Source organism: Bacillus sp. PK5-006, assembly GCF_054161415.1.
The window spans coordinates 1,934,852-1,959,594 of the sequence record NZ_CP096414.1; the positions used below are offsets into that span (position 1 = coordinate 1,934,852).

Annotated in this window: 34 protein-coding genes; 11 read left to right on the forward strand and 23 right to left on the reverse strand. The window is 40.2% G+C overall.

Annotation, left to right across the window (positions count from 1 at the left end; genetic code table 11):
- The first annotated feature begins 181 nt into the window (after nucleotides 1-181).
- The gene (locus M1D84_RS10035) at nucleotides 182-517 is read left to right on the forward strand and encodes a hypothetical protein (RefSeq protein WP_024425150.1); all 336 of its coding nucleotides are present in this window, start codon (nucleotides 182-184) and stop codon (nucleotides 515-517) included.
- 43 nt (nucleotides 518-560) lie between these two features.
- Nucleotides 561-686, forward strand: a complete 126-nt coding sequence (locus M1D84_RS10040; protein WP_254966705.1) for a hypothetical protein — start codon at nucleotides 561-563, stop codon at nucleotides 684-686.
- Nucleotides 687-741: 55 nt separating this feature from the next.
- Here the strand turns inward: M1D84_RS10040 and parC are convergent, their stop codons facing one another.
- From parC to M1D84_RS10060, 4 genes are all read right to left on the reverse strand, one after another.
- Entirely contained in the window at nucleotides 742-3,180 is a 2,439-nt protein-coding gene (parC, locus tag M1D84_RS10045; protein ID WP_073205734.1) for a DNA topoisomerase IV subunit A, read from the reverse strand.
- A 2-nt stretch (nucleotides 3,181-3,182) separates the two neighbouring features.
- The gene (gene parE / locus M1D84_RS10050) at nucleotides 3,183-5,150 is read right to left on the reverse strand and encodes a DNA topoisomerase IV subunit B (protein WP_024425148.1); all 1,968 of its coding nucleotides are present in this window, start codon (nucleotides 5,148-5,150) and stop codon (nucleotides 3,183-3,185) included.
- Nucleotides 5,151-5,567: 417 nt separating this feature from the next.
- Entirely contained in the window at nucleotides 5,568-5,981 is a 414-nt protein-coding gene (locus M1D84_RS10055; RefSeq protein WP_024425147.1) for a CoA-binding protein, read from the reverse strand.
- Nucleotides 5,932-6,060, reverse strand: coding sequence for a hypothetical protein (locus tag M1D84_RS10060; protein ID WP_254966706.1), 129 nt, complete (start codon nucleotides 6,058-6,060; stop codon nucleotides 5,932-5,934). Before M1D84_RS10060 ends, M1D84_RS10055 begins: the two co-directional genes overlap by 50 nt.
- A 75-nt stretch (nucleotides 6,061-6,135) precedes the next feature.
- Here M1D84_RS10060 and plsY point away from each other — a divergent pair, with 75 nt between their 5' ends.
- Both plsY and M1D84_RS10070 read left to right on the forward strand, forming a co-directional pair.
- Nucleotides 6,136-6,717, forward strand: coding sequence for a glycerol-3-phosphate 1-O-acyltransferase PlsY (gene plsY / locus M1D84_RS10065; protein ID WP_024425146.1), 582 nt, complete (start codon nucleotides 6,136-6,138; stop codon nucleotides 6,715-6,717).
- A 97-nt stretch (nucleotides 6,718-6,814) separates the two neighbouring features.
- Complete coding sequence (locus tag M1D84_RS10070) at nucleotides 6,815-7,102, forward strand: HesB/YadR/YfhF family protein (protein ID WP_024425145.1); 288 nt, start codon at nucleotides 6,815-6,817, stop codon at nucleotides 7,100-7,102.
- 39 nt (nucleotides 7,103-7,141) lie between these two features.
- Here the strand turns inward: M1D84_RS10070 and M1D84_RS10075 are convergent, their stop codons facing one another.
- The 7 genes from M1D84_RS10075 to acnA all read right to left on the reverse strand — a co-directional run bounded on the left by M1D84_RS10075 (nucleotide 7,142) and on the right by acnA (nucleotide 11,937).
- On the reverse strand, nucleotides 7,142-7,453 hold the full coding sequence (locus M1D84_RS10075) for a hypothetical protein (protein WP_122631357.1): 312 nt from the start codon (nucleotides 7,451-7,453) through the stop codon (nucleotides 7,142-7,144).
- Between the two features lie 3 nt (nucleotides 7,454-7,456).
- A complete protein-coding gene (locus M1D84_RS10080) occupies nucleotides 7,457-7,879 on the reverse strand; it encodes an acyl-CoA thioesterase (protein ID WP_206533826.1) in 423 nt (140 codons plus the stop codon).
- Nucleotides 7,880-7,986: 107 nt separating this feature from the next.
- Nucleotides 7,987-8,229, reverse strand: a complete 243-nt coding sequence (gene tlp / locus M1D84_RS10085) for a small acid-soluble spore protein Tlp (RefSeq protein WP_024427090.1) — start codon at nucleotides 8,227-8,229, stop codon at nucleotides 7,987-7,989.
- A gap of 14 nt (nucleotides 8,230-8,243) precedes the next feature.
- Complete coding sequence (locus tag M1D84_RS10090) at nucleotides 8,244-8,387, reverse strand: acid-soluble spore protein N (protein ID WP_008357830.1); 144 nt, start codon at nucleotides 8,385-8,387, stop codon at nucleotides 8,244-8,246.
- Nucleotides 8,388-8,438: 51 nt separating this feature from the next.
- On the reverse strand, nucleotides 8,439-8,564 hold the full coding sequence (locus tag M1D84_RS10095; protein ID WP_003211002.1) for an FbpB family small basic protein: 126 nt from the start codon (nucleotides 8,562-8,564) through the stop codon (nucleotides 8,439-8,441).
- A gap of 73 nt (nucleotides 8,565-8,637) precedes the next feature.
- Nucleotides 8,638-9,141: a TlpA family protein disulfide reductase gene (locus M1D84_RS10100; protein ID WP_024425141.1), complete on the reverse strand. Its 504-nt coding sequence runs from the start codon at nucleotides 9,139-9,141 to the stop codon at nucleotides 8,638-8,640.
- A 66-nt stretch (nucleotides 9,142-9,207) separates the two neighbouring features.
- A complete protein-coding gene (acnA, locus tag M1D84_RS10105) occupies nucleotides 9,208-11,937 on the reverse strand; it encodes an aconitate hydratase AcnA (RefSeq protein WP_172881695.1) in 2,730 nt (909 codons plus the stop codon).
- Nucleotides 11,938-12,157: 220 nt separating this feature from the next.
- Between acnA and sspO the strand changes: the two genes are divergently transcribed.
- The 4 genes from sspO to M1D84_RS10125 all read left to right on the forward strand — a co-directional run bounded on the left by sspO (nucleotide 12,158) and on the right by M1D84_RS10125 (nucleotide 13,662).
- The gene (sspO, locus tag M1D84_RS10110; protein WP_034283440.1) at nucleotides 12,158-12,304 is read left to right on the forward strand and encodes a small acid-soluble spore protein O; all 147 of its coding nucleotides are present in this window, start codon (nucleotides 12,158-12,160) and stop codon (nucleotides 12,302-12,304) included.
- 16 nt (nucleotides 12,305-12,320) lie between these two features.
- A complete protein-coding gene (locus tag M1D84_RS10115) occupies nucleotides 12,321-12,467 on the forward strand; it encodes a small acid-soluble spore protein P (protein ID WP_003211331.1) in 147 nt (48 codons plus the stop codon).
- Nucleotides 12,468-12,569: 102 nt separating this feature from the next.
- Nucleotides 12,570-12,971 carry an Hsp20/alpha crystallin family protein gene (locus tag M1D84_RS10120; RefSeq protein ID WP_332284331.1) on the forward strand — a complete coding sequence of 134 codons (402 nt, stop codon included), beginning with the start codon at nucleotides 12,570-12,572 and terminating at the stop codon, nucleotides 12,969-12,971.
- Nucleotides 12,972-13,233: 262 nt separating this feature from the next.
- Nucleotides 13,234-13,662 (forward strand): DUF2621 domain-containing protein, encoded by a 429-nt coding sequence (locus M1D84_RS10125; RefSeq protein ID WP_024427086.1) that lies wholly within the window; start codon nucleotides 13,234-13,236, stop codon nucleotides 13,660-13,662.
- 20 nt (nucleotides 13,663-13,682) lie between these two features.
- Here the strand turns inward: M1D84_RS10125 and M1D84_RS10130 are convergent, their stop codons facing one another.
- A complete protein-coding gene (locus M1D84_RS10130; RefSeq protein ID WP_024425136.1) occupies nucleotides 13,683-14,165 on the reverse strand; it encodes a CcdC family protein in 483 nt (160 codons plus the stop codon).
- A 94-nt stretch (nucleotides 14,166-14,259) separates the two neighbouring features.
- The gene (locus tag M1D84_RS10135; RefSeq protein ID WP_024425135.1) at nucleotides 14,260-14,967 is read right to left on the reverse strand and encodes a cytochrome c biogenesis CcdA family protein; all 708 of its coding nucleotides are present in this window, start codon (nucleotides 14,965-14,967) and stop codon (nucleotides 14,260-14,262) included.
- Between the two features lie 208 nt (nucleotides 14,968-15,175).
- On the opposite strand from M1D84_RS10135, the gene M1D84_RS10140 reads away from it, so the two are divergent.
- Entirely contained in the window at nucleotides 15,176-15,349 is a 174-nt protein-coding gene (locus M1D84_RS10140) for an aspartyl-phosphate phosphatase Spo0E family protein (RefSeq protein ID WP_369810454.1), read from the forward strand.
- Between the two features lie 261 nt (nucleotides 15,350-15,610).
- Here the strand turns inward: M1D84_RS10140 and M1D84_RS10145 are convergent, their stop codons facing one another.
- From M1D84_RS10145 to yneA, 6 genes are all read right to left on the reverse strand, one after another.
- Nucleotides 15,611-15,829, reverse strand: a complete 219-nt coding sequence (locus M1D84_RS10145; protein ID WP_003212379.1) for a YneF family protein — start codon at nucleotides 15,827-15,829, stop codon at nucleotides 15,611-15,613.
- An 84-nt stretch (nucleotides 15,830-15,913) separates the two neighbouring features.
- The gene (sirA, locus tag M1D84_RS10150) at nucleotides 15,914-16,360 is read right to left on the reverse strand and encodes a sporulation inhibitor of replication protein SirA (RefSeq protein WP_024425134.1); all 447 of its coding nucleotides are present in this window, start codon (nucleotides 16,358-16,360) and stop codon (nucleotides 15,914-15,916) included.
- A 198-nt stretch (nucleotides 16,361-16,558) separates the two neighbouring features.
- Nucleotides 16,559-18,562, reverse strand: a complete 2,004-nt coding sequence (gene tkt / locus M1D84_RS10155) for a transketolase (RefSeq protein WP_172880694.1) — start codon at nucleotides 18,560-18,562, stop codon at nucleotides 16,559-16,561.
- 187 nt (nucleotides 18,563-18,749) lie between these two features.
- The gene (locus M1D84_RS10160; protein WP_024425132.1) at nucleotides 18,750-18,980 is read right to left on the reverse strand and encodes a DUF896 domain-containing protein; all 231 of its coding nucleotides are present in this window, start codon (nucleotides 18,978-18,980) and stop codon (nucleotides 18,750-18,752) included.
- A gap of 69 nt (nucleotides 18,981-19,049) precedes the next feature.
- Nucleotides 19,050-19,697, reverse strand: coding sequence for a YneB family resolvase-like protein (locus tag M1D84_RS10165; RefSeq protein ID WP_024425131.1), 648 nt, complete (start codon nucleotides 19,695-19,697; stop codon nucleotides 19,050-19,052).
- A gap of 17 nt (nucleotides 19,698-19,714) precedes the next feature.
- Entirely contained in the window at nucleotides 19,715-20,026 is a 312-nt protein-coding gene (gene yneA / locus M1D84_RS10170) for a cell division suppressor protein YneA (protein ID WP_024425130.1), read from the reverse strand.
- 158 nt (nucleotides 20,027-20,184) lie between these two features.
- On the opposite strand from yneA, the gene lexA reads away from it, so the two are divergent.
- Nucleotides 20,185-20,805, forward strand: a complete 621-nt coding sequence (gene lexA, locus M1D84_RS10175; RefSeq protein WP_024425129.1) for a transcriptional repressor LexA — start codon at nucleotides 20,185-20,187, stop codon at nucleotides 20,803-20,805.
- A gap of 44 nt (nucleotides 20,806-20,849) precedes the next feature.
- Here lexA and M1D84_RS10180 read toward each other — a convergent pair whose 3' ends face one another.
- Nucleotides 20,850-21,296: a hypothetical protein gene (locus M1D84_RS10180; protein ID WP_024425128.1), complete on the reverse strand. Its 447-nt coding sequence runs from the start codon at nucleotides 21,294-21,296 to the stop codon at nucleotides 20,850-20,852.
- 295 nt (nucleotides 21,297-21,591) lie between these two features.
- On the opposite strand from M1D84_RS10180, the gene M1D84_RS10185 reads away from it, so the two are divergent.
- Nucleotides 21,592-22,134: an IseA DL-endopeptidase inhibitor family protein gene (locus M1D84_RS10185; protein WP_024425127.1), complete on the forward strand. Its 543-nt coding sequence runs from the start codon at nucleotides 21,592-21,594 to the stop codon at nucleotides 22,132-22,134.
- Between the two features lie 32 nt (nucleotides 22,135-22,166).
- On the opposite strand, the gene M1D84_RS10190 is transcribed toward M1D84_RS10185, so the two are convergent.
- The 3 genes from M1D84_RS10190 to M1D84_RS10200 form a co-directional block, all read right to left on the reverse strand.
- Nucleotides 22,167-23,015, reverse strand: a complete 849-nt coding sequence (locus M1D84_RS10190) for an STAS domain-containing protein (RefSeq protein ID WP_024425126.1) — start codon at nucleotides 23,013-23,015, stop codon at nucleotides 22,167-22,169.
- Between the two features lie 145 nt (nucleotides 23,016-23,160).
- On the reverse strand, nucleotides 23,161-23,541 hold the full coding sequence (locus M1D84_RS10195) for a NucA/NucB deoxyribonuclease domain-containing protein (RefSeq protein ID WP_051149980.1): 381 nt from the start codon (nucleotides 23,539-23,541) through the stop codon (nucleotides 23,161-23,163).
- A gap of 258 nt (nucleotides 23,542-23,799) precedes the next feature.
- Nucleotides 23,800-24,708, reverse strand: a complete 909-nt coding sequence (locus M1D84_RS10200; RefSeq protein ID WP_103132495.1) for a trypsin-like serine peptidase — start codon at nucleotides 24,706-24,708, stop codon at nucleotides 23,800-23,802.
- Nucleotides 24,709-24,743: the final 35 nt, after the last annotated feature.

Below are 24,743 nucleotides of genomic sequence, written 5' to 3' on the forward strand. Positions count from 1 at the left end.
TTGATCATGGCACTTTTTTTAAATTTAAAAAATAAAATTGAAACCTTTCATGAAGTGAAACAGTCCTATAGATGTCGTGATGTTTATCGCTTTTTTAATGAGGGAAAGTAAAAAAATAAGACTTTTCAAATAACTGAAAACGTGGTAAGATCATGAAAATAACCAGGAAGGGGTGAGAAAAATGAAAAAAAATATGCTATTAAAATTAGGTGTTTTATGCATAGCACTTGCAAGTTTTCATTTGTTCTCAATGCCTCATTCCGTTCAGGTATACCATCATGCTAAGGTGGTTGCCGATCAAGAATCACATGAAATGAAAATCGTCCAGACAATGGGCGATGAAAAGAAACAAAAACATGTGAACGCAGTATTTGCCGCATTTACAGCACTGCTGATTATTGGCAGTATGACAGCTGGATTTGCACGCATCACTCATACTGATCGATTTGACCGGAAAAAGAAGCATTTACTTGCAGTGTTCTATCAATCTTCTTATTTCCGACAAGCTCGTGTTTAACCCAACCATCTAAATCAAAACAAAAATTGGGAGGTTTTACACGATGTTATTTTTCTTAAGAATTTTCATTCTAGGTCTTTTCTCTGTCACTTCACTTTCTCTTTTCGTCTACCAAGGAATTGAAGTAGTGCACGCCATTACAAGCATGTTTGGCAACCACGAGAGCTAAATGACCCGTATATAAAAGAACCCCCCTGCCAGTCGCAGGGGGGGTTTTCGTTTGCTTATTTATTGTCATCTGGTGCAGGTTCAGGTGTCAGAAGGACATGAGTCACTTCTCCCTGCTCTTCCTCATCTATAATAAATGATCCATTGCTATAGCGGTCATTTGCTCTTAAAGTAGAAATATCAAGTGGAATCGTTGTACCCTTTTCTGTATCTATCTCAAGTGTATCGTGCAGCGCTGCAGCGATCACAGCCACAATACGGTGCGGGTTTTTCTTTAATTCTCTCAGCATAAGAACTCCGCGTTTCGCTCTTGATGTTTTATCAAATTCAGAGAGGTTCATTCGCTTTACAGCCCCTCTTTGTGTCGTGAGCACAAGGACATCGTTTTTCGGATCAATGATCTGACCAGAGACTACCTCGTCCCCTTCCTTCAAGTTGATTCCTTTGACACCGGCCGCTCTCGGTCCAACAACACTTACTTCTTCTTCATCAAACCACAAACCGTAACCATTTTTCGTTGCAATAAACAATTCCTGCTGTCCTGTTGTGACATGAACATCAACGAGTTCATCGTCACCTTTTAGGTTTAAGGCAACAAGCGGTTTCGAATAACGCTGCGCTTTATATTGAAGAAGCTCTGTTTTCTTCACCATTCCGCCTTTCGTAAAGAATAACAGATATGATGTTTCATCAAATTCTTTTATTGGAATGGCTTTTTGAATTGATTCCTCGCGATCAATCGAAATGATATTCGTAATATGCTGCCCCATGTCTTTCCAGCGTATATCTGGCAGCTGGTGAACAGGACAATAAATGTAGCTTCCTTTATTCGTAAACAGCAGAAGAACATCCGTTGTATTCATTTCAAACTGATGAATCAAACGGTCAGTATCCTTCATGCCAAAGTCCTTACCGTTAGAGGCAGCATAGGAGCGCTGGCTTGTCCGTTTGATGTAACCATCCTTCGTGACTGTGACGTATACATCCTCTGATGCGATCATCACTTCAAGGTTAATCTTAATTTCTTCGATTTTTTCCTCAATAACGGATCTTCTCTCATCAGCATATGTCTTTTTGAGCTTTTTCAGGCTGTTTGTAATGACCTTCAGCAGCTTTTTCTCGTTCGCTAAAATGTCTTCAAGCTCTGCTATGCGCACATCTAGCTCTCTTGCTTCGTCTCTTAATTGCGTAATATCTGTATTCGTTAAACGATATAACTGGAGTGAAACAATCGCTTCTGATTGTGCTTCTGTAAAGTCATATTTCGCCATCAAGTTGTTCTTTGCATCACGCTTATCATTAGAGGAGCGGATGGTGGCAATAACTTCATCTAAGATGGAAAGTGCCTTAATTAAGCCGTCGACAATATGGTGGCGTTCCTTCGCTTTTCGAAGCTCGTACGCTGAGCGGTTCGTCACCACTTCTTTTTGATGGGCAATATATGCATCTAGTACAGTGGTGAGCGTCATTAATGTCGGTCTTCGATTATGTATCGCTACCATATTAAAGTTATATGGGATTTGCAGATCTGAGTTTTTATATAAGAAATTCAGCACACCATTTGCATCTGCTTCTTTTTTCAGCTCTACTACGATTCGAAGCCCAGTACGGTCTGTTTCATCTCGGACCTCTGAAATGCCTTCTACTTTTCTTTCAATTCGGAACTCGTCCATCTTTTTGACAAGATTGGCTTTATTCACTTCGTAAGGAATTTCTGTGATCACGATTTGCTGGCGTCCGCCGCGGATGGTTTCAATCTCCGCTTTGCCTCGAATCATAATCTTTCCTTTTCCTGTTTCATACGCCTTCTTAATACCGTCTACACCTTGAATGATACCGCCTGTTGGGAAATCTGGCCCTTTGATGACCGTCATTAAATCCTCAACCGTACAATGCGGCTGTTCGATTCGTTTAATAACGCCATCAATGACTTCTCCCAAGTGATGCGGCGGGATATCTGTGGCATACCCAGCTGAAATCCCTGTTGATCCATTCACGAGGAGGTTTGGGAACATCGCTGGTAATACAACGGGCTCTTTGCTTGTATCATCAAAGTTTGCGACAAATTCGACCGTTTCCTTGTCTAAGTCCTTTAAAAGCTCTGAAGCAATAGCAGACAGCCTTGCTTCCGTATATCGCATGGCAGCAGGCGGATCACCATCGATACTCCCGTTATTCCCATGCATCTCAATCAGTACATTTCGTACTTTCCACTCCTGACTCATTCTTACCATCGCTTCATAAACAGATGAGTCTCCGTGCGGGTGATAGTTACCAATCACGTTACCGACTGTTTTAGCGGCTTTACGGAAGTTTTTATCCTGCGTATTTCCTTCTGCATACATCGCATATAAAATTCTTCGTTGTACAGGTTTTAGTCCATCACGTGCATCTGGAAGCGCACGGTCTTGGATAATATATTTACTATAGCGGCCAAAGCGGTCGCCGATTACTTCTTCTAATGGTAAATCATGAAATCGTTCTTGTTGTGCCATGTTTAAACCTCCTCAGCTAGCGACAAGTTTTCATTTTCAAGAATGTTGCTTTCCTCATCAAGTCCAAAGGCGACATTCTTTTCAATCCATTTACGGCGTGGTTCTACTTTGTCACCCATTAGAGTTGTGACGCGGCGTTCCACACGTGCAGCATCATCAATTTTGACCCTGACAAGTGTTCTCGATTCTGGATTCATTGTCGTTTCCCATAGCTGGTCGGCATTCATTTCACCTAACCCTTTGTAGCGCTGAATCGTGTACCCTTTTCCAACTTTCTTCAATACGTCATCCATTTCTTCATCAGACCATGCGTACTCAATGATTTCTTTTTTCCCTGAGCCTTTGCTGACTTTATATAAAGGCGGGAGTGCAATAAACACTTTGCCATGCTCAATCAGCGGCTTCATATAGCGGTAGAAGAATGTTAAGAGAAGCACTTGAATATGCGCTCCATCCGTATCCGCATCTGTCATGATCACGATTTTGTCATAATTGATGTCTTCTACATTAAAATCGACACCGACGCCTCCACCAATTGCATGAATAATGGTGTTGATTTCTTCGTTTTTGAAAATATCAGCAAGCTTTGCTTTTTCTGTATTGATGACCTTTCCGCGCAGCGGTAGCACCGCCTGGAATTTACGGTCGCGCCCCTGTTTTGCTGACCCGCCCGCTGAGTCACCCTCTACTAGGTATAGTTCGTTTCTTGCTGGGTTTCTAGATTGGGCAGGTGTTAATTTTCCGCTCAGCGTGGCTTCAGACTTTTTCCGTTTCTTGCCGCTCCTTGCTTCTTCACGGGCTTTTCTAGCAGCCTCTCTTGCCTGCTGCGCTTTAATTGCTTTTTTCACAAGAAGAGTGGCTGTTTCCCGGTTTTCTTCAAGGAAATACGCAAGTTTTTCAGAAATGACAGCATCAACAGCTGAACGTGCCTCACTTGTCCCAAGCTTTCCTTTTGTCTGCCCTTCAAATTGAAGCAGTTCTTCAGGAATTCTGACAGAAATAATAGCAGACAGTCCTTCGCGAATATCAGTACCTTCTAAATTTTTGTCTTTTTCTTTTAAAAGAGCGACTTTGCGAGCATATTCGTTAAAGGCTCTCGTCATGGCCGTTTTGGCACCAGACTCATGTGTTCCGCCATCTTTTGTTCTGACGTTATTAACGAAGGAAAGGATATTTTCCGAATAGCCATCATTAAATTGAAAAGCAAAATCTACTTCAATGGACTGATGCTCTCCTTCAAATGAGACGACTTCACTCAGAACATCTTTTTCTTCATTTAAATAAGCAACAAAGGCTTCAATGCCTGTCTCATAATAAAACGTTTCTTGTACATCATGCCGTTCATCGATCAGCTCTATTTTTAACCCTTTTAATAAAAAGGCAGATTCTCTTAAACGCTCTGATAATGTATCGAAATTATAGGTCGTAACACTGAACATGGTAGGGTCCGGCTTAAAATGAATCAGTGTCCCCGTTTTTTTCGATTTTCCGATTTTTTCGAGTGATGTGACAGGTTTACCGCCGTTTTCAAAGCGCTGATGATAAATAAATCCGTCACGTTCAATTGTGACAGTGAGCCATTCTGACAGCGCGTTCACAACAGATGCCCCAACTCCGTGAAGTCCACCACTTGTTTTATATCCACCTTGACCAAATTTTCCGCCTGCGTGCAGGACCGTTAAAATGATCTCGGGTGTCGGTTTTCCAAGCTTATGCATACCAGTAGGCATTCCACGCCCTTTATCTTGGACGGAAATGCTGTTATCTTTATGTATTTTGACAATGATATGATCTCCATGGCCAGCGAGCACTTCATCGACAGAGTTGTCTACAATCTCATAGACAAGGTGATGAAGACCGCGCGAATCCGTAGATCCAATATACATCCCTGGACGTTTACGGACCGCTTCAAGCCCCTCTAGCACCTGAATAGAATCATCGTTATAATCTACTTGCTGCTTTTTAACCAAATGCTTAATCCCCTTTCACTAACAAACATAACCGGCTAATCATCAAATGATCTCTCTAGATTTTAATGATGATCATGCTGCTCATTACTGTCCACTTTAATAAGCTGCATCATCATCATGCATGTGTCATTCACCAATACATGCTCTTTTGCACAGCTATGAGAATCATTCTACATTCTGCAATCAGAACTAGAAGTCCATTATAAACAAGACTGTTTCATAAGCCAAATGCAATCATATGATGGTTTTAGCAAAACAGAACAAATGTTCCATATTGATCTTATCGCTCTTTTTCTCGATATGCAAGGCCGCCGATATGTCCCTGTCGCCTTATTTTATCGCTTTCTTTCAGAATCGCAAATATATTTCTGCAACAAAAAAGCAAAAATCCTTGAAAAACCAAGGATTTTTGACGATTTAATGAGTTTTTGTCATCGCATGAGCCACCTTGATACATAAATCCATGATGGCGACCTTGCCATTTTCCTCAATCAGCCTTTTCGCTTCTTCGTGATATATGCCTTGCTGCGCCCAAAAAACAGGTGCGTCTATTTCGAGAAACTCTTCTGCCACCTCTGGTAAAAACTCTGAACGTCTAAAGACATTGACGATATCAACAGGCTCTTTTATATCTTTTAAAGAAGCGACTGCTTTCACACCGAGTGCTTCATCGATCGTTGGATTCACTGGGATCATCTCATACCCGGCATCCTGCATCGCCTTAGACACCATATAAGACGTCCGGTGCGGCTGATCTGATAATCCAACAACAGCAATTCGTTTACTGCTTTTTAATATACGGCCGATTTCTTCTTTCGTAGGATTGTTCATCAAGACACTCCTTTTCCTCCATTTTAGCGAATTTCTGCTTAAAAACAAAGCCGAATCCATCTGCTTTCGATTTTTTCAAAAAAAGTTCCCCATGTTTTTCACAAGATCATGTTAAAATGTAAGACAAGAGGGAGAATATAAAGGAGTTATGCAGATGTTAATTGCTTTGATGTTTATTTTGGCTTATCTTCTCGGCAGTATTCCATCCGGTCTCATTGTCGGGAAAGCTGCAAAGGGTATCGATATTCGTGAACATGGCAGCGGAAACCTAGGTGCGACGAATGCATTTCGTACACTTGGCGTAAAAGCAGGGTCTATTGTGATTACTGCTGATATCCTAAAAGGGACGCTTGCTTCAGCTTTACCGTTTTTCATGCAGCTGGACATCCATCCCTTATTAGCAGGAGTTGCTGCTGTTATCGGTCACAGCTTTCCTGTCTTTGCAAAATTTAAAGGGGGAAAAGCAGTCGCTACATCAGGCGGTGTGCTGCTATTTTATGCCCCATTCCTATTTATCACGATGATCGCTGCTTTTTTCTTATTTTTATACATTAGTAAATATGTTTCACTATCATCTATGCTGACCGGGATCTATACATTCATTTACAGCATATTCACCAAAGACCTATTCTTAATCATTGTTGTTGCCGTTCTTGCTGGCTTTGTGATCTACAGACACATCGCCAACCTCAAACGAATTCTCAACAAAACTGAACCGAAAATCAAATGGCTCTAGCCGTTTCATCCATTTAAATATGTGGTAAAAGTAAAGAAAAGCTGTTTTTGCATCCTGCATTTTAAAAACAGCATGACTTCAAAAAGGGGCGATCACATTGAAATTAACGATAAAAGAAGATGCACTCAATTGGTACAAGGATGAATTAGATTTAGAAAAAGGTGATCAAGTTCGCTTTTTTGTGAGATATGGCGGGTGCAGTAATGTACAAAAAGGCTTTTCTCTCGGCGTCGCAAAAGATGAACCTCAAAATGCCGGCGCAACCGCTGAAATAGAAGGTATTACTTTCTTTATTGAGGAAAGTGATATTTGGTACTTTGACAACCATGATCTGCATATTGATTATAACGAGTCCGTGAAAGAACCAGAATTTCATTATGAATAAACAAAAAAGATACCTCATCCCTCGGGTATCTTTTTTGTTTTACACTTCAATATACAGCCCATACTCCTGAATGTTCCCTAAAGATCGTTCCTTTTGCAGAATTCTTTTTTGCCGCTCACCGATCAAGTCAAAATGAGGAAACCCTGCGCGGTCATGAATCCATTCTTTTTTTAGTCCATGTCTTTCTCCCCACTCAACTAACCGCTTCATATCCTGACAGGCTGCTTTTGTGACAGTATTGGCATTTGGAAAACGGTCATCGAGCCAGTAGTGTGTTAAAAAAGCAACTTTTCCTTGCTGGACAGCTGATTTCCAAGCGTTTAAATCGCTTCGTTTAATACCAAAAGCCATAAATTAAACCTGCTTCTTCGACTGTTCATATACTTTATGCCAGGCAGGAAAGGCTTTTCTAAATTGAATAGGTCTAAAGGTGTCTTTATCCACACATATATGTGTGGTTGTCCCTGTAATCGCTGTTTGTCCATCAGGTTTTTGAATTTCATAGCCATACACCGTTTTGACACCATTATATTCTTCAATCCATGTATGAACGGTTGCTGTTTCACCATACAGCAAAGGTTTTTTATATTGAACCTGCAAGTCTATCACAGGTGCAAGAGCACCATCTGCTTCTAGCTGCGCATAGGAAAACCCTAATTCTTTAATCAATGCTGTTCTGCCGACTTCCATCCAAATTAAATAATTGGCATGATACACGATGCCCATTTGATCTGTTTCTGCATAACGGACTTCTATTTCTTTTTTGGATACATACACGTTTTCATCGCTCTCCTATCAAAACCTAAGGTCTGTCTCTGCCATTTTACCACATTCCAAATGGTTCTTCTAAAAAGAGGCAATAAAATAAACCAGGAATCCCTGGTTTATTCGGTATAGCCATTCTTTCTTGCCGCTTCTTCGTCCTTGATCTCAGAACGCATCGCGTCAATACTCATTTTGCGGTTTTCGTTTTTTTGTTTGATCATTTGCTTTTCTGTCTCTGTTGAAACGGACATCGCTGCTTCAGATTCATCGATATTGTCAAGTGTGTTCTCGATCATATCTTGCAGCTTTTCAACATTATCAGAACGATCATCTGGATTGGATTGATAGGACTCGTTATTCATGATGATTCCCCTCCTTATTCGCCCTTCGTCTGTATCACATCAGGCTGTTCATTTGATTTATTATGCATCTTTTTACCTTTATTCCGTTTGTATGCTACAGGTTTTGTCCCTAAATGGTCTGGTGTAAACTGCGCTTGTTTATCATGCTCTCTACCCATTATTCATCCCTCCCTCTTCTTTAGGATGAACGAAAACGGATAATTCATAACTTATTTCTGTCTAAATCGCTCTTCCAACTTTTCTTCAAGCTGGTTTAAAAATTCCTCATTGCTTAATAATTCTTTTTTATTTTCAAGCACAAGCTCTTCAAATGTGCGTCGTTTTCTTCTTCTCATTCCACTCACCTCCATATATGTATGATTACATTTTCGCCAAAACATTTAGAAAATAAGCAAAAGAGCTGAATCATTATAGATCCAGCTCTTTTTCAATTTCTTTTTTTGTCAGCATTTGATGCTTCACAGACATGATGCGTCCTTTTTCATCTAATATGTATGTCGTTGGGTATGAAAGCACCTGATATCTTGCTTGAATGCCTTTTTGGTCCAATAAAACAGGAAAGCTCACCTTTAATTCTTTTGTGAATGCTGCCACATGATCCACACTCTTTTCAGTGGTCGTTAAATTCACCGCTAGTACTTCAACTTGGTCATTTTCGCTCCTAATCGCGTCTAGATCCGGCATTTCCGTCCTGCACGGCTTACACCATGTCGCCCAGAAATTGACGAGCACCTTTTTCCCTCGGTAATCAGATAACGAGGCGGTTTTGCCGTCAAGGGTTTTCAGTTCAAAATCAGGGGCTTGATCCCCTTTTTCAAGACCGATTGCGGGCTCTTTTGGCCCAAATAAATTCCACGCAAGTAAACCAATCAACACAAGTAAAACAGCGCTTGCCATTCCTTTTTTCCACATGATTGATCCTCCACTATTTTAAAAAAGAAGAGAAAGCTGTTGGATCGCCTTCTCTTCTTTGCTGTATTAGTTGCTTGCCAATTTTTCGCGAAGTACCATTTGAAGGATACCGCCATGACGATAGTAGTCAATTTCGACTTCACTGTCAAAGCGAACCACCACTTCAAACGTTTTCTCGTTTCCATCTGTGTCAATTGCTTTCACAGTCACGAGATCACGTGGACGAACTGTTTCGTCAACATGAACTTCAAATGTTTCTGTTCCTGTTAGACCATGAGTTTCTGCACTTTCTCCATCTTTAAACTGCAGAGGAAGTACGCCCATGAAGACAAGGTTACTTCTGTGGATACGCTCAAAGCTTTCAGCTAGAACAAATTTAATTCCAAGAAGGTTTGTTCCTTTAGCAGCCCAGTCACGTGAAGAACCCATTCCGTAGTCTTTACCTGCTAAGATCGCAAGACCTGTTCCATCCTCTTTATAACGCATGCATGCATCATAAATCGATGTCACTTCACCAGTTGGCCAGTAAGTTGTATAACCGCCTTCTGTTCCTGGTGCAATTTGGTTCTTAATACGGATGTTTGCAAAAGTACCTCTCATCATGACATGGTGGTTACCACGGCGAGATCCATATGAGTTAAAGTCTCTAGGCGATACGCCTCTTTCTTGCAAGTATTTGCCCGCCGGTGTGTCCTTACCAATCGCTCCAGCAGGAGAAATATGGTCAGTTGTGACAGAGTCACCGAACTTCGCAACGACGCGCAAGCCTTTAAGCGGTTCAACTTTACCAGGTTCAACTGATAGGTTTTCAAAGAATGGCGGGTTTGCAATGTATGTGGAATCTTCATCCCATTTATACAATGCATCATCCGTCGTTTTAATTTCATTCCAGCGGTCATTGTTGTCAAAAACAGTTTCATACTCTGAACGGAATAGCTCAGGTGTGACAGTGCTCTTAACGACGCTGTTGATTTCATCCATTGATGGCCAAATGTCATTGAAATAAACGTTCTCGCCATTTTTATCGACACCGATAGGATCTTTTGTTAAATCAATATTCACCGTACCAGCAAGTGCATAAGCCACAACTAATGGTGGAGATGCAAGGTAGTTCCCTTTCACAAGCGGGTGAATACGACCTTCAAAGTTACGGTTACCTGATAAAACAGAAGTGATCAGCAGATCATTTTCAGAGACTGCATCTTCAATTTCTTTCTCAAGCGGTCCGGAGTTTCCGATACATGTTGTACAGCCATATCCAACAATGTTAAATCCAAGGTCTTTTAAATATGGAAGAAGTCCCGAATTCACAAGGTACCCTGTTACAACTTTAGAACCCGGCGCTAGTGACGTTTTCACATAGTTCGGCACTTTCATACCAAGCTCACTTGCTTTCTTCGCAACAAGACCTGCTCCGATTAACACGTACGGGTTCGATGTATTCGTACAGCTCGTAATCGCTGCAATCGCAATCGCACCTGTCTTCATCACAGCTTTTTCACCGTTTGCAAGATCAAATTCGATTTGTTTATCAAGCTCTGATTTATCTAAGCCAAACCCTTGGTTACCAGCTGGGCTTTCGATGTGTTTATGGAACGTCTCTTTCATTTGAGAAAGTGGAATCAAATCTTGTGGACGTTTAGGACCAGATAAGTTTGACTCAATTTTAGAAAGATCAATTTCCACAACATCAGTAAAAATTGGTTCTTCTGCATCTGGCGTATAGAATAAGCCATTTGCACGAGAATATTCTTCAACGATATTAATTTGCTCTTCATCACGTCCAGTAAGGCGCAGGTAAGCAAGCGCTTCTTCATCTACTGGGAAGAATCCGCAAGTAGCACCGTATTCTGGCGCCATGTTCGCAATTGTTGCACGATCTGCTAACGGCAATTGTGCAACACCAGGTCCGAAGAACTCAACGAACTTGTTCACTACGCCTTTTTCACGAAGGACTTGTGTGACTTTTAATGCAAGGTCAGTTGCAGTTGTTCCGTTTGGAAGCTCTCCAACTAATTTAGCACCAATCACTTCTGGTACTGGGAAGTATGAAGGCTGACCAAGCATACCAGCTTCCGCTTCGATACCGCCAACGCCCCATCCAAGTACACCGATACCGTTAATCATCGTTGTATGAGAGTCAGTTCCAACTAATGTATCTGGGTAAGTGATGATCTCGCCATCTTCTTCAATCGCATGAACAACACTTGCAAGATACTCTAAGTTCACTTGGTGAACAATTCCTGTTGCAGGCGGGACAGCTTGATAGTTATTAAACGCTTTCTTTGCCCAGCTAAGGAAGTTATAACGCTCTGCGTTACGTTCGAACTCTAAATCCATGTTAATGTTTAATGCATCTTCAGTTCCAGCTTTATCAACTTGTACTGAGTGGTCAATCACAAGGTCAACTGGAATTTCAGGGTTGATTTTATCCGGGTCCCCGCCTACATCTGCCATTGCTTTTCTTAAAGAAGCAAGGTCAACGACTGCTGGTACACCCGTGAAGTCTTGTAAAATAACACGAGAAGGTTTAAACGGAACATCAATTTCTTTTACCTCGGCAGTTCCCCATTTTGCCAAGTTTTCAACGTGTTCCTTCTTGATCACTCTACCGTCTACTTGGCGAAGCACTGATTCTAAAAGTACCTTAATGGAATAAGGCAGCTTAGAAACATTTCCGATTCCTTGTTTCTCTAGTGCTTCTAACGAATAATAGTGATACGTTTTCCCATTTGTCGAAAACGTTTTTCTAGATTGAAAAGCGTCTTGTTTAGCGACTTGCTGCTGTTTCGACATGTCCAAAATCCCCCTTTTGATGATCAAGATCAATTTCAATTCTCAGAAAAATCGTCGTATTTCACCACAATTTTCTCACAATTTCATCTTAAAACAAATTCATACATAAGTAAATAACAATGCTTTTATTAAATTCAATAAGTTTAACTTATCATTAGGAAATGATTACTCTTCATAAACGAAGCGGGGCGGGCTCATACTACAAATGAGGTGATAGAACATGACAAAACGCAAAGCTAATCATGTCATTAATGGCATGAACGCAGCCAAAAGCCAGGGTAATGGCGCAGGCTATACGGAAGATGATCAGCTCGTTTTAACAGAAGAACAAAGGCAAAACAATAAAAAACGTAAAAAGAATCAATAAGAAGGAGCCAAACATCATGACGAATAAAAACACAGGGAAAGACATCCGTCAAAACTCTCCTAAGGAACATCAAGGCGGTCAGCCTGAGCCGTTATCAGGCAGTAAAAAAGTGAAAAACCGCAACCATACAAGACAAAAGCACAATTCTCATCATGATATGTAATGATCCCCCTCTCATCCCGTGACCACACGGGATGTTTTAGGTCTTTCACACATTTCCATTTTCATCATATGATTTATTATGAGATGTGATGGAGGAGTGTTTATGGAGAATGAAAAGCAATCGAATTCCTCTGATTTTATTGAAATAGATGATTGGCTTAATGTTTTAATGGATGATCCATTTGCCTGGTATGATGAACACCTCCCAATTGATCTTTATGAAACAAGCCGTGATTATATTATCGAAATTGATGTCTCCACCTTATCGATCACTGATGTAAAGCTGACCTTCGCTGGACATGAGCTGACGTTGACTTACACAGTACAGCATCCAAATGGTGAAGGCGAACAGCCAATTGAAAAAAGCGTGATGCTCCCTTTTTATTTAAACGACAAAGACATTGAAACAGATTATGAAAACCGAATCATATCGATAAAAATTAAAAAATGTTCCGACCTTCCAAACGGTGCATTTTCCTTTCAAATCCCTCACTTCAAACATTAAGAGCCCACCTTTATATAGGTGGGCTCTCTTCCCGTTCGTTTCAAGTCAATACCTTTTGCGAACCACCATGGCCAAATAGTAGAGTCGCTATATGATAAAGTATTCTTTTTCTACTAATTGGTTTGGGTCATTCTAGTAAATGGGCGGCTATCAATGAAAAAGGGCGTTTATAGAGAAAATAGACATACATTTTTGTTATTTTCTTCTATCCTCTCTTCATGTAATATAAAATAGAGAGATAAGGGGTATAAGGAGTGAGAACATGTTAAGCGGCTGGTTTTTGTGGTTCATTTTATTTTGGGGTACAGTGATGATCGGATTACTCGCAATCGGTGGCTTTTTTATGTTTCGTAAATTTTTAAAACGATTGCCAAAGGAAGATGGGAAATCAGAGCTTGATTGGCAGGACGAATATATTCAAAAGAGCCTTCACCTATGGCGGGATGAGGACAAACAGCTGTTAAATGAACTCGTATTACCTGTGCCAGAGCTGTTTAGAGATGTTGCCAAAGAAAAAATAGCGGGTAAAATTGGTGAGCTGGCATTAAAAGAACAGGCTGCCAGCATTAATTTAGACTTAATCATTCGCGGCTACATTATGGCCACACCAAAGCGGGATCATAAGTTTTTACTGAAGCGCCTTCAAGAAAAAAACATTGATCACTCGCCATATGAATCGTTATTAAAATAACCTCCTTTAAAAAAGGAGGTTTAATTCATTTGAATCTGCTGCGGATCTAATTGTTTAGACAGCTTTCTAAACGATAAATACATGGCAACCCGCCAAGGCACGATCATGCCAAAGGCAAGAATCCAAAACATCCCGCTTAATGAACCATAATCAATAGAAGAGCTTAGGATGGTCTTCATCCCGATACGAAGGACAAGAAGTCCAATGAGAATGAACACAAATGCTTTTGACCGTTTTAAGTAGATGTCATTGCCTCTAATTTCAAACTTCGATGTTTTGATTAAAAATATGGAGAAAAACATCCCTACTGTGATCGCTTCTAGAAATTCAGCTCCAGTTACCCGAAACATAGGAACAAAAAACATCAATGCGCCAGTGCTCATGAAAATAGGAGGTAAAATAATTTTTTTCGCAGTTGCAGGTTTTGCAGATGACTTAATGCGAATAAACATGACGGCCACCGCCATACATACCGCAATTATAGAAGAGATCAAGATCATCATATCAAATCATTCCTTTATTCTTTAAGGTCAGCCTATGTATAATATACTCCAATTGACGAAAAAAAACCATTCGCCGCGACTGTAGAAAACGATTTCAAAAGCCTGTAAAGCCGCCAAACAATGATGAGAACATGATGATAATCCATGTCAGTAGATCAAAGAACAGCAAAATCCCTACCACAATCATAATGATTCCGCCAATTCGCATGATGAGCTGCTGACGTTTTCTGATCCACGCCATTTTCGTAATGAAAAAGGAGAGAATAAAAAACGGGACGGCAAAGCCCAATATATACGCAATCATATACATGACCGCCGACTCAGGATTGTTACTCGCCAGTGTGATGACAGCGGATAAAATAGGTCCTGTACAAGGTGTCCATCCAGCGGCAAAGCCCATTCCGATGAGAATGGATCCAAAAAAACCAGCAGGACGGTTTTTGAACTGGATTCTCTTTTCGCCCATAAGGAAAGAGGGCTTGAATACACCAAGAGTCATAAAACCAAAGAAAATAATGAGGATGGCTCCAATTTGACGAATCGCTTGATGATAATCATTAAAAAACTTCCCGACAAACGATGTCCCAAAGCCAATCGCAATAAATATAATAGAGAACCCAACTAAAAAGAATAAAGTATGAAGCAGACTTCTTCTTCTCAGCATCACCTTCTCGGATTTCACTTCATCTATACTAACGCCCGTAATATACGATAAAAATGCTGGATAAAGCGGCAGACAGCACGGTGAAATAAAAGAAAGAAATCCTGCTCCAAATGCTAAAAAGTAATTCAAATCTGTCAAAAGAACACCCCCTTCTTACAATATACAATAAGAGATGACAAAATCATTTCATTTTTTTTACATCACCTCAATAAAGATGGTCTATTCTCTTAAAACCTTATATAATTTAATTTGACATCAAGATAATGAATCCTTTAAATTTGAAAATAAACCTTAAAATGGATATAATAGAATCGATTCTTTTTATCAAGATTTGCATGAAAGGAACATGACTTTGGTAAAAACATCATTATTAACTCAAATCGAAGAAAAAAGAGAAGAGCTGATGAAAGTTGTCTTGCATAATGGGATGACATCAACAGTGACCATCGAACATAGCCAGCAGCTAGATCATCTCCTCTTACAATATCAACGACACTTACACTCAAACTCAGCCAACTAATCATACTTCATGATATCAAACATGCCGCACCATTTTTAGAACAGTTGATATGTGTGACCATAAACGAAACAAAAACCTCTGACATAGGGGTTTTTTGTTTTTCACATGCTCTTGACGCCATAATAAAAACCACCTTCCCTGCTTCATTCATGCAAGTACAGTGGTTTTAAGCGTCTGATGAAGGTGAATTGAATAAAGAAAGGACAACGCTTGTCCATTCTTTAAAACCATGTTCCATCTATGATCATAATATCGTACGTATTATTTCGCTTGGTTGTTCATGGCTTTCATCATTTGATTGATTTTCTTCTGGGACGGTTTCATGCCCATTTGCATCATCATCATTCGAAGCATTTGTTCATTAATCGGTGGATTCTTTTTCAAATAGCTCATCATATACTTACGAGCAATAAAGAATCCGAGTGCAACTCCTGCAAGCAGTGCAACAACGCCTACAAGGATGACAACCCATAAATCCATAATTCTTCCTCCTTCATGTTGTCTCGTATAAAGTGTACTAAACAAAAGGCTATTATACAACATTTCACGTTCAATTTTATTTTTTTAAACAAAATTCCTCACTTTTACTGGATTGAGCCATCCGTGTTTCTTTGAACTAAAGTCCATCGCAAGAAAACAGGGGCTGATTTTTCTCAGCACTTCAAAAAACACCGCTTCTGCCTCATAACTGCCAGTGGCAGACATTTGAATATACCGGTCTTTAATAATAAATGCTGCAGTTCCTTTTCCATCTGGTAAGGAAGCGCTGTAAATCGAGCCTATTTGTGTATAGTGAATGTTCGTTAAGTTATTCATTAGACGCTGGTGCATATGAAAAGCAGGGATTCGTTTCGTCACATAATCCACTTGCTTCACAAGCATAACCAACTCATCGTCAGTGCGGTTCGTCCAATGTAACGACTCAAACAAATGAAACAAAATCGATTCTCTGCCAAAATAGTGATGCGCAAATTCATCCTCAATCCAATAAATATAATAATGACGTTCCATGTCTATCCCTTCCTTTCACATTTCGTCAATCTCGTTTATTGCTTGTATTATACAAAAATGTGAAAGAAAGAATTGTCTATATATGAAGCAAGAAGAAACTAGTTTTGTCAAAAAAACAAGAAAAAAGAAAAAAGTTTGCAGAGCGGATGAAAATGCTCTGCAAACAGATAGCAAAAAAGCATGATGCTTGGAGTTCGTTTATTTATTCAGCTTCGCTTTCACACGGCTGACTACATTGCTGACAGTAAAGCCGTATTTCTCGATAATGGTTTCTCCTGGTGCAGAAGCGCCAAATTTATCAATTGCAATCACGTCACCATCAAGACCAGTGTAACGCTCCCAGCCAAGTGAAGCACCCATTTCAATTGCAATACGTGCACGTACTGCTTTAGGAAGAACGGATTCTTTGTATTCGTCTGACTGCTGATCGAAGCGATCCCATGCAGGAAGGCTGACAACAGATGTGCGGATACCTTCTTTTTCAAGTGCCTTTTGCGCTTCTATGGCTAAACCAACCTCAGATCCTGAAGCGAGTAGAAGTGCTTCTGGCTGTGCATCAGCTGCTTCAACCACAACGTATCCACCTTTTTCTACTCCCTCATATGCCTTCTCTGGTGCCTGGTCAATCGTTGGAAGGTTTTGACGAGTAAGAACTAGTGCTGTCGGTTTATCCGTTGAAGATACAGCTAGTTTCCACGCTGCAGCTGTTTCATTTCCATCTGCTGGGCGGATAACGGAAAGGTTAGGCATCGCACGCAGTGAAGCAAGCTGTTCAACCGGTTCATGCGTCGGACCATCTTCACCAACAGCGATACTATCATGAGTAAAGACGTAAGTGACTGGAAGTCCCATTAAGGCAGCAAGACGAATTGCTGGTCTTAAGTAATCTGAGAAAACAAAGAACGTTCCGCCGAATACACGAAGACCGCCGTGAAGTGCCATACCATTGAGTGCTGCACCCATTGCAAACTCTCTGACACCGAACCAAATGTTTTTGCCGGCATAATTATTTTTACCGAAATCATCTGTGTTTTTAATCGTTGTTTTATTTGATCCAGCAAGATCAGCAGACCCGCCAATAAAGAAAGGTACTTGCTTTGCAATGCCATTTAACACTTCACCTGAGGATGCGCGGGAGGCAAGGCTTGAACCTGCTTCATAAACAGGAACCTCTTGATCCCAATTTTCAGGAAGCTTTCCTTCAATCGCAAGCTTCAGCTGTGCTGCCAGCTCTGGATATTCTTTTTCGTATTGCGCAAACAATTCATTCCACGCTGCTTCTTTTTTCTGTCCAGCGTCTTTGACAGCTTCTTTGAAATGATCGTACACTTCAGAAGGTACATGGAAATCTTCTTCAAACGTCCAAGAGTAAGCTTCCTTCGTCAGCTTTGCTTCCTCGCTGCCAAGCGGTGCACCATGCACACCAGACGTTCCCGCACGGTTTGGCGATCCGAAACCGATCGTTGTTTTCACTTCGATTAATGTAGGTCTGTCTGTGCTTTGCTTCGCCTTTTCAATAGCAGCTGTTACTTCTTCGATGTTGTTGCCGTCTTTCACGTAAAGAACTTCCCAGTTCATCGCTTCAAAACGATTCTTCACATTTTCAGAGAATGAACGATCTAAATCGCCATCTAAAGAAATGTCATTTGAATCGTAAAGAACGATTAAACGGCCTAAGCCTAAATGACCAGCAAGTGAAGCTGCTTCAGAGGAAATTCCCTCCATTAAGTCTCCATCTCCGCAAATGCTGTATGTATAGTGGTCTACAACATGAAAGTTGTCTTTGTTATACGTTTCCGCAAGATGTCTTTCTGCAAGTGCCATTCCTACTGCCATAGCAATTCCCTGGCCTAGTGGACCCGTTGTCGCGTCTACGCCTTCTGTGTGTCCAAATTCAGGATGTCCAGGTGTTTTGCTTCCCCATTGGCGGAATTGTTTTAAATCGTCTATGCTCAGATTGTATCCGCTTAAATGAAGCATGCTGTATAGAAGCATAGAACCATGGCCCGCAGATAAAACAAAGCGGTCTCTGTTAAACCAATTTGGATTTTGCGGACTTACGTTTAAGTGATTCGTCCATAAAGCGTACGCCATTGGTGCAGCACCCATCGGCATTCCTGGGTGACCGGAATTCGCTTTTTCAATTGCGTCTATGGAGAGAGTACGTATTGTTGCAATAGATTTCAATTCAATCGTTTCCATATAAATCCCCTTCCGTATCTTGTGTACACCATTATCATAAATCTACTGTCCTTTTTTCACAACTATTTCACGCTGAAAAAGAAGGATTTTGTCACATTTAGTTTATCGATCACCTAAAAAGTTATGCAAATATGAAAAAAGACGAGAATATTCTTCCCATCTTTTCAAAATTCAAGAAATCACAGCCTTAATGAAGGTTCTGATCTTTTTCTCTTTTTAATTTTTCTGGTGTAACATCGTTTCCTTCAGGGTCAACGATTTTAACAGTTTTAAGTGTATTTTTCATAGAAGAACGAAAAGCTTTCAAATACTCTTCTCTCAACTGCTTTTGTTCTGTTTTTTCAGCGTCTGATAAACCGGTCTCTTTCGATTTTTTTGAAAGCTCATTTATTCTTGCAAGCTGTTCTTTAGAAATCATGACAAACTCCTTTAAAGCATTTTCTCTACATACTACTAAATATCAATCATTTTGACAACAAATCACGCTTTAGGTGGTAAAGCCTTTTTCATATTCTTGATACCTTCTATGCACCGTTGCTTTTGAAATGTCAAAACCTAATGCCTGAAGAGTTGCGGCAATTTCGGCGAACGTCATGTTATTTTTTCTTAATCGAACAATTTCTGATATCGGCACTTCAATACGCTCACGGCCAGGTGCATGGTTCTGCTGCCTTAAATTCAGTTCAGGCTGATATCCGCGCTCAACAGCCCTTTTCATCCCCCGCTTGATTTTCAGGTTATGAATTTTCCGTTGGTACTCTTCGACGACTCCTACAATCTCGATGACCATTTCATCTGCTTCTGAAAGCTCAAGCTCTCCTCTATGAAACATGCTGTATACCTTTACGTTCTCTTTAAATAGACAATGAAGAAGCGCAATTTTTGCTTGTCCTCTTCCAAGACGTGTTTCATCTTGGATAAGAACGGCATCGATCGACTCTTCCTTCAGTGCAGCAAGCATTTCAAACACGCCATCACGATCTAGCTCATATCCACTTGCTTTTTCTTTGATGACTTTGACCACATTCATCTTGTGCATGGCAGCTAAAGCCAGCAGTTCTTCTTCTTGTCTTTTCAGCGAGGTTTCCTGCTCTTCTTTCACAGTGCTTACTCTCGCATAAATGATTGCGTTCATGTCTTCAATCGACCTTTCTACTGTACTGTTGCAAGCTGATATACGACTGGATGCTCTTTTTTCACGGGTATGACAAGAATGTCTCCAGGCTGGATTTCTGTTGAAGCAAGATCATTGTGTTCTGTTACCCAGTCAATAAATGCATTTTTGTCGATTGATTTGCTGTCATTTACTTGATCAGCTAACCCCCACAGAGTATCTCCTGATTGAACCTCTATTTTAACATATTGATTTGAATCATTATGGCTTGTGACTGCAATAAGTGAGAGAAAAATGCCAACGATGAATGAGAATACCCCAATAAAAATAATAGATTCTTTTAACCTCATAATGTCATCTCTCCTAATAGAATATGTGTTCGCTCTTTCTGTCTCTCATTATAAATACGAACAAACGTTTCTGTCAAACGTTTTTTCGAACCTATGTTTGTACTGTTAGGAAAAACATGCTATAATTTCTTTAAAATTGACGTTTTGAGGTGCAAAAGATGACGAAGCTATCAAAAAGACAACTCGATATCCTGAAATTCATCAAAGATGAAGTAAAAAGCAAGGGTTATCCCCCATCCGTCCGTGAAATTGGAGAAGCTGTCGGTCTAGCATCCAGTTCAACGGTCCATGGACATTTAGCTAGACTAGAAACAAAGGGTTTAATTAGAAGAGACCCGACAAAACCTAGAGCGATCGAAGTACTAGATGAAGAGGAAATGAATATTCCAAAGAGTGCTGTAATGAACGTTCCAGTCATCGGAAAAGTAACGGCAGGCCTTCCTATCACAGCTGTTGAGAATGTAGAAGAATACTTCCCTCTTCCAGAGACATTTGCTGCACCAGACGAACAAGTGTTTATGCTTGAAATTATGGGAGAAAGTATGATTGATGCAGGTATTTTGGACAAGGACTATGTCATTGTGCGTCAGCAAAGCACTGCTAACAATGGTGATATTGTGGTCGCCATGACAGAGGAAGATGAAGCGACAGTGAAACGTTTTTATAAAGAAGATACACACTTTAGATTACAGCCAGAAAATCCATCAATGGAACCGATTATTTTACAGAATGTGAGTATACTAGGTAAAGTGATTGGCGTTTTTCGAAATATTCATTAAAAAAAGCCGGTATTCATCAGCTGCTGATGAGAACCGGCTTTTTCTTATGCACAAGAATAGGCAAGAATACTTGAGCTTGGGAAGGAACCAAATGTAAAGTTCGGCCATATAAAGCCAGTTGTTCGGCCAAAAGGCTGTGAGGAAAGAACGAACATTAAAAATACTTGGCCGTTTCTCAAAAGCACAATCGTCCATCTTCTATTACATCCCGCTGCAAATTGTACAGCTTGATGGCCTCCCCCTGCACCATGCCCAAATAGAAATGACTGCATACTTTGAGGCTGAGAGAGTGCTTGCTGATACTGCGAAATCATATGCTGCGGCGGTGCTGGCGGTGCCGATTGTCCGCCTGACCCTTGACCTGGCCAAGTACCTCCTCCAATCGGAAACCCAGGAAAACCTCCAATTTGAGGAATAGAAATCGATGGCAATCCCTGCATCTGCCTATCATATGAGTAACCATTCCCCATACCTTCATACGGATGATACATATTAAACACCACTTTCTTTAGACATTCATCACGACAGTATATGCCTTAAATAAAAAAGAGTGTTGAACGTCTAAATAGAAATTTTTCCAAAAGACGTTTCGTTCTTCTTTAGAACGGTTAAATAATGATTAAGAAGAAAAATAAAAAAAATGAAAACTTTTTGTCTCCCTCAAACGTTATATAATTAGAAACAAAAGAAATAAAAAACATTTAGATTTAATACTTGTAATATCTCTGTAATTATTGTAACATTTGTAACATAAGAAGTTTTCATTGAGAAAAGGAGGCAATCGCCTTGAAAAAATTATTTGTTTTATTAACTGCTATTATGCTTATGATCTCATTACAAACAACAACATTGGCCGCTTCCAAGAAATCAGCCGCTTTGACAAATAAAGAAGCGTTACATATTGCCCTTGATGCAAGAGAACATTTTTGGAGTGCAATGTCAGGCTACAAAATTAAAGACCATTCTAATGTCAAATTAAAATCATTTACCTATAAAGATATGACGTACAACTATCTTTCTAAAACATTTGATACAAAGAAAAAATTAAACAGCTACCTATCTCAAGTTTTCACTCCAGATGCCATCAAACATGGTTTAAAAGATTATCAGTTCATTGTTCATAAAGGCAAAATGGCTGTTCCAGTCGGTGATGGAGACAACATGCTCAATTGGGAAAAAGCCACACCTAAACTTGTTTCTAAAAAACAAACGGTCCGCACATATGAATTTACTGTCCCAACTCTTGATGGACGCAAAGTAAAACGAACTGTTACGTACGAAAAAGTACAAAAAAATTGGAAAGTCACACAAATTGACGCTGTCATCTAAATAAAAAACCAGGCCTTTCATCGGCCTGGTTTTTATATTGAAGAAAATTCAGTCATTCGGTCCAGCGCGTGAGCAAGTGATGATGCCGTGCGAAATTCATTAAAAGGAAGCCCAAGCTGCACTGCTGTTTGGGCAATTTCTGGTCTAATCCCTGAAATGGTCGTCTCTACTCCAATTAACCGAAGTGACGTGACAAGATCAAAGATTTGATGAGCCACCATTGTATCAATTATGACCACACCCGATAGATCAATACATAAATGCTGAACACCTTTTTGCGAGCACTGATTTAGCGTATTTTCTAAAATAATCTTTGCTCTCGCTGTGTCAATGTCACCTACTAAAGGCAATAACGCAATCTGGCTTTTTAGGACAATTACCGGCGAGCTCAATTCGTAAATCATATCTCTTTGAGCCACGAGTTTTTCGGTTGTATTTTTCACATATTGCTGGATAAACACATGGATTGAAATATTAAACGCTTCGGAAATTAAATCATACCAATAAAAGATGCGGTCAATATCAATTTCATCTTGACGCTGTTTGATAAATTCTTTTAAGTAATGCAGAACCACTCTTTGATTGGACATGTATTCTCTCACGACATAATCTAATGGTGTATTTAAATGCTTTGGGTCACTGGCTAAATCCTCAGACCATTTTTTAAATTCAGTATGTAAATACGTCTTATCTTCAATAATAGCTCGTATAAAATGCTGGTAATAATCTTGATTCTGCCGTTTTAGCTCTGCTATGATGCTGGAATCTGTTGAACGATATATGGATTCTGGATCATCGTCCTCAATTGATTCATACCATGTTTCAGTCAGCTTCTCTGCATGCTGCATAAAAAAATCGTATAATGCACTGTTCTTATCCATAAGCAAATGTCCCTTCACATTTTCTTCTTGTCAGTCTTTGTACCTTATAGATTGATTGTACCACTGAATCTTTTGACCCTGCTAGCTCGAATAGGCTCTGATGATAAACAAAAGAGCCCCCCACTCAAGGGAGACTCTTTCCGATTTATTTCACAATGAATAATATTCTTTTCCCATCAGGAAACCCGCTGATTTGATGCCCGACCCATGAGCCTGCCCCCCTATTATCAGATGGACTGACATATTGAACGCTTGCGCCTTTTCCTCCCTCAAGACAAACCGCCATTGGCCATTCATCCCGGTCAAAGCCAGGTTTTGTCGGAATTCCTTTTAATGATTCTTGCCTGCGGGCATCTGCTCCATTTCGGTCAATGGTACACACATCTGAATGCCCTTTTCGAATGGCTTCTTGAATATGACTGCCTGTTTCAGGGTACCTTTCCTTTGGAAATTGAACGACATGATCATATCGATCAGCCCCTTTTGCTGCCTGCTTCTCTCCAAATCCGCCAAACAACGTGCCCATCCATATCACAAAACATAAGGCGACAGCAGCGATCCAGCCTCTTTTCATCTTCAAAAGCGTGTGACCTCCTCATCCATCTTAAGCATCATCTTGACTTAAAGGAAATGTGTCATTTTAATGTATGAGTGGTGCGCAGATGACATGAGAAAAAAATGATGAGGCTCTCAATCTCAAATCTCTCAGGTTAGAAATATGAATCCTATCAAATCGATTCATACAAAAAAGCTTGTCCCCTATGAAGGAAACAAGCTCTATTTTTTATTGCGCTTTCGCATAGTTTATAAACTCAACAAAGGCAGCTGTCGCTTTCGGCCCGCCATTTATCGTTCCGTTTGAATACCCAGCGTTATGAACTCCAACGATTTGCTGGTTCTGATCCAGCATGGCAGAACCTGAATTTCCGCTGAATGTATCAATCGTATAGTACGCTAGATTCGTATCTTCTCTCGTCACAGGACCCGACATCTCCCACTGTGACACCTTGCCAGTCGATCTCATTTTATCACCAGGATATCCTGAGATTTTAATGGTTGTCCCAGTCAAGTTTGTCACCTGGCGGATAGATCGGTAGCCGACCGTATTGCCAATGTTCGTATCGGTTTTAATCACGGCAAAGTCATATTGGCTTGCACCAGTATTAATATACCCGTTTGGCACATAGAATTCCGTCATTTTTGCAGAACCGTTCACCGCAGTACTATCATTCATACCAGGATATACAGTCCCTTTCTCACTATAGCTTCTCGATGCTGTATTGTACACGCAGTGTCCGTTTGTCAAAATTTTGTTAGGAGCAATGAGTGTTCCCGTACAGCTTGAGCCGCCAAATGTAATATAAGCAATCGAATTGTATGGTGCCACTCTTGTATTTGCTACTTTGGTTCTACCATCGTCTCCAATGACGACTTTCGTTTGAAAATCTTTTAAATATTTTGATAGTGGTTTTACTTTTTCGCCAACAGTAGAAGAAAGATCATCCACTTTGTCAAAGGATGAGGGGGCTTTCGTATCATTGTGGAAATCACTTGAAGAAATCACTTTACCATCAGAAGTCACCATGTCATAATCAGACGTTAGTACTGAATCCGATGCGGCATGGGCAAAACTAGGCACACTTAAAGCACCAAAAACGAGAAGAGAAGGGAGTAACATTTTCACCTTTTTCATCATATTCCTCCTTTATGTCCTATATCAAAAATCAT